At 46.8% G+C, this 5,220-nt stretch carries 1 protein-coding gene and 1 pseudogene; both read right to left on the reverse strand.

From position 1 onward, the window contains the following. The coding region (locus Q8M62_RS07080; protein ID WP_305668067.1) for an MBG domain-containing protein at positions 1–4,460 on the reverse strand (4,460 nt) is incomplete at its 3' end. Positions 4,461–4,941: 481 nt separating this feature from the next. Next, a pseudogene (locus Q8M62_RS07085) lies at positions 4,942–5,220 on the reverse strand (pseudouridine synthase); the annotation flags it as partial.

Raw genomic sequence — 5,220 nt, forward strand, 5'->3', positions numbered from 1 at the left:
TACGTGCCTGCGTTCGAACTTTGTATAGCAGTCGTGCTGATGCCTGGCTCGGTGGTCACTTTGGTGTCACCGTTGACTAAGCCGCTGTAGCTGAAAGTCAGGGCAGGATTGGCTTCGCCGTATGTTTTCTGCTTGTCATCAGCTGTGATGGTTACCGCTTTTTTGCCTACCGTCAAGGTTCCTTTTACAAAGCTGATCTCGTAATTATCCAGGCCTGTGCCTTCTGCATCTGAAATCAGGATATCATAGGTGTTTACTTCTGCTGCCGCAGGTGCTCCCGTAGAAGTAAGTGTAACTGAAGTCACTGCGTCACCGTCTTCCAAGCCTTCGATTGTGAACTCGGTTCCTGCAAAAGTGTAGGTCTCGCCGTAAGTCTTGCTGTCGTCATTGGCCGTGATCGTCAAGGTCTTCTTGCCAACGGTCAGCGTGCCTTTTACATAGGTGATCTCATAGTTCGCCAGACCTGTGCCTTCTTCTTCTGAAATCAGGATGTCGTAATCATTCACCCCTGCCGTAGCTGGTGCGCCTGTGGACGTGAGCGTGGCCGAAGTCACTTCGTCACCATCTTCCAAGCCTTCGGTTGTGAACTCGGTTCCTGCAAAAGTGTAGGTCTCGCCGTAAGTCTTGCTGTCGTCATTGGCCGTGATCGTCAAGGTCTTCTTGCCAACGGTCAAGGTGCCTTGTACATAAGTGATCTCATAGTTAGACAGACCTGCGCCTTCTGCTTCTGAAATCAGGATGTCGTAATCATTCACCCCTGCCGTAGCTGGTGCGCCTGTGGATGTGAGCGTGGCCGAAGTCACTTCATCACCGTCTTCCAAGCCTTCGGTTGTAAACTCAGTACCCGCAAAGGTGTACGTTTCGCCGTAAGTCTTGCTGTCGTCATTGGCCGTGATCGTCAAGGTCTTCTTGCCAACAGTCAGCGTTCTTTCCACCGGCTCTGCCGCAAAGGTCACCTCATCCCCATCCTGTGTTGCAGTGATCGTAGTCGAGCCTGATTTCAGAATTGTTGCCTGATTTCCGGTGATGCTGACTACTGTCGGGTCAGCGGCAGTGTAGGTCACCGTCAACCCTTGGTCTGTCTCGGCATTTCCTAAGGTAAAAGTAGGATCACCATAGGTCTTGGTTTCGATTTCAGGGAAGGTAATGGTCTGATTCAGTTTGTTGATGGTCGTAAATGACCAAGTGTAGGTATAGGCACTGAAGCCAACAAAGGAATTTCCAACCAAGTCCGTTACAAAGCCTGTCGGAATCGCCAGGATCACCTGGGTGTTCACAGGTAGGTTCTCTGTGAGGATCAAGGACACCGTAAGCTTGTCGTCTGATAAAGTAAACAAGGACCTTTCATCCGGATCACTCAGGTCAAATTCCAAAATTGAAGTAATGGAACACCCGTCCCCGTCAACTTTGCCAAGACTGAAAATCCCGGTATTTCCCAAAGTCACCTCATCATCGAATGTGATAATCAAGGTAGGCTGCAAGGCAACCCCGGTTGCGTTATTCACCGGCGCAAATTCGGAAACTATTGGAGCAACATTATCGACTGTTGCATTGCTTGTATCAGCGGTCGTGGTAGCATTCCCTGCATTGTCGGCTGCTGTAACGCTAACATTGCGGTTGGAAGCATCGATCGCACCAGCCGTGATCGTATAGGTTGCTGTCCATGTCCCCGAGCTATTCGTAGCAAGTACAGCCGATCCTCCGCCAAACTGGGAAAAGTCAAAAGTAACCCCGGTGACTGTATCACTGTTGTCATCACCAAATGCGCTATTGTCCCAGGTCGCAGTGACCGTGTCTCCAATTTTGAATGTGCCTCCGGTACCTGTTGCACCTGAGATGCTGATATTGGCATCTGTTACTGTCGGAGCAACATTATCTACTGTTGCATTACTTGTATCACCCGTCGTAGTGGTATTTCCAGCAATATCTGTTGCAGTCACACTGATATTGCGGTTGACAGCATCAATTGCTCCAGCGCTAATTGTGTAAGTAGCAGTCCATGTTCCTGAACTGTTTGTCGCAGCTACTCCAGCTCCACCGCCAAACTGGGAAAAGTCAACTGTAACCGAGCTCATAACATCGCTATTATGATCGCCACCTGCAGTATTATTCCAGGTTGCTGTAACTGTATCTCCGATTTTGAATGCTCCACCTGTACCCGTGGCTCCTGATATACTGATGTTTGCGTCGGTAACAACAGGTGGACTTGTATCAATAGTCACCACAAGTGCAGTAGAGGCTACTGATTGATTACCAGCCGCATCTGTAGCTTTCGCAGTCAAGCTGTGAGCCCCATCAGAGAGCGCTGAACTGGTCATCAACCAATTACCTGAGCCATTTGAAGTGGTGGTGCCAAGAACTGTTGTCCCGTCAGTGTCGTAAAGTGTAATGGTTGCATTGGCTTCAGCCTGGCCGGTAATAGTTGGAGTGTTGTCGTTGGTGATGTCATCTGTAGAACTACTTCCTGAATCTGAACCTGCTGTTAGGTTGAGGTTTGTAGGGGCATTCGGTGCAACCGCATCCACCAGCACACTAACTGTGGAACCCACAGAATTGAGTGAAGTAACCAGGTCATTGCCCGAGCCATCTTTCATGGTTCCTCCATTTGCCTCAATCTCTCCCGCAATGGCAATACCATCGGTATCCAAATCGCCGGACTGAACAGTGTAACGGAACGTCAGCGCAGAAGTGCCGCTGCCGCTGATGTAACTTGCATATCGGGTGGTGGAACCAACTGTTAGGGCAATTCGTGGGGTTCCGCCTCCACTATTGACGGTAATGTTTTGGCTGGTGTTTACAGTGAAATCGAGGTTTTGCCCCGCAATGTAAACACCATTGGCTGGCACGCCAACACTGCTCACTGTTGTTGGATCATTTTCCAAGGTAGCATTTGTAGTATCAGCTGTAGTTGTCTTATTACCAGCATTATCAGTCGCTGTGACGCTTACATTACGATTGCTCGTATCATCACCAATGGCGGTAATGGTATAGGTTGCCCTCCAGGTATCAGAATTGTTTGTTGCTGCTACAGCCGCTCCACCACCAAACTGGGAAAAGTCAACAGTAACCCCGGTGACTATATCACTGTTGTCATCACCAAATGCGCTATTGTCCCAGGTCGCAGTGACCGTGTCTCCGATTTTGAATGCGCCTCCGGTACCTGTCCCACCGGAAATGCCAATGCTTGCATTCGAAACAACAGGAGCAATATTATCCACTGTGGCGTTGCTTGTATCGTCTGTGGTGGTCGACTCATCTGCATTGGTCGCTGTAACACTCACATTCCGGTTGCCGGCATCAATGGCACCCGCTGAGATGGTGTAAGTGGCAGTCCAAGTCCCTGAGCTATTCGTAGCCACTACAGCCGATCCTCCACCAAACTGGGAAAAGTTTACGGTGACTCCTGTAATGCCTGAATTATTGTCTCCACCCGCTGTATTGTTCCAAGTTGCAGTAACTGTATCACCTATTTTGAAAGCACCTCCTGTACCTGTAGCACCGGAAATACTGATATTAGCATCAGTAACTGTCGGTACCGCGCTTGCAGTAGTAAAACTCTCCACCCCTCCATAGCTAGTCCCCACACTATTCGTCGCATAAGCTTGATAGTAGTAAGTCGTGGAAGCAGACAATCCTGAGATCGCTTCGCTAAAAGCTCCAGTACCACTGCCGTCAGCGACATTGGTTACACCACCTTCGCCAATGGTAGGCATATTATCCGAACTGGAATACACAAAGCCCCGGGCTGTGACTGATGCACCGCCATCGGCAGTGACATTGCCATTGAGAGTAGCCCCGGCAGAAGTCAAGTTTGTGGCAGAATTTGAAGTGACACTTGGAGCTGTAGCTGGCACCACTGCAGGTTCAAAATCAATATCATCCAATCCTATCCAATAAAACCCAGAACTTGGAGTTTTAATCCGAAATCTGACTTGGTCAATATTTTCCCAACTTGAGCCAAAAGTCAAAAGCCCAGACTTATCCCCCTCTCCGTTTGAATATAAATTAGAGTAAACGATGGCATTATTTCCAGAACCATAAGTTCCCGCGGACAACATATTTACATCTACCGCTACTTTCTGAACTCCATTATCATAGCCTATAATTGTATATTCTGTAGCATATTCTCCTGATTCTGGATAGGTTTCAATTTTCAAGGAGACAAGTTTAAAATTGGTTGAATTGTCAATTGTGAAAAACTCAGCATACCCTCCTGCTTCTGACACATTATTCCCAATAAGAATTGCTCTGCCTGTAAAGGCCGGATTGGGTGAAACATCCAACGCTTCAAGAACTGATGCAAACCTATTAGCTCCCGGACCACCTGTGTACCTTACTCCATTTATATCTGTAGAGGTATTGTTAAAAGAATCATCAGTGGGCTGTGAATTAAAATTCTGGTCAACCGGCGTCTGAGCCTGAACCAAAGTAGTCTGTGAGAAAAATAATGCTAAAGCCAAAAAACAGAGCTTTAAAATCTTAGAGGACTCTAAAACTTTAAATATCAAAGGTTCCTCCATGGACATTAGCTGTTTTAAGTCACCTGATTTTTTAGTAAAAGCACCTCCCCTAATGGATTTTGGAGAACGAACTTCTGGGTAAAAACTTCCTTTCATAGATCTAAAATTTAAACTGAGCTGTGGATTAAAAGCAAAAATTCCGCGTGTAAGCCGAAACATGCATCGAAGAACTCAACATTCTTTTTCGTTTCAAACCCCTGCCTTGGCAAGTGCAGGGATTAGTAAATGAAGTGCAGCACTATTATTAAAAAAGTAGATTTAAACTCCTCCAATTGGGGATTTATTTACCGACTGACAAGGAATCCTTTTACTCTATCCGATAATTCAAAAGATCATTCTCCCCTAAATATCACTTGAATGGGGAATTTCCCAAAAAATTAAAGGCATAAAAAAAGGCCCCGATTTGGAGCCTTTACTATTTTTAGGTGAAGAATTTCAATCGAATCACTTCCTGTTCGGTGAGGAATCGATAATGCCCGCGCTTCAGATCTTTCTTGTCCAAACCGGCAAAAATAACCCGATCCAGTGCCGTGACCTCATAGCCCAAATGGGCAAAAAGCCTTCTTACAATTCTGTTTCTACCGATATGGATTTCCAAACCAATGATTGTGCGATCCAAGGATAGCACTTGCATGTCGTCCACTTTCACGTCACCGTCTTCCAATGTCAATCCTTCCCGGATCTCCAATTCATGATTATG

It is taken from the genome of Algoriphagus sp. (assembly GCF_030694375.1).
Classification (GTDB): Bacteria; Bacteroidota; Bacteroidia; order Cytophagales; family Cyclobacteriaceae; genus Algoriphagus.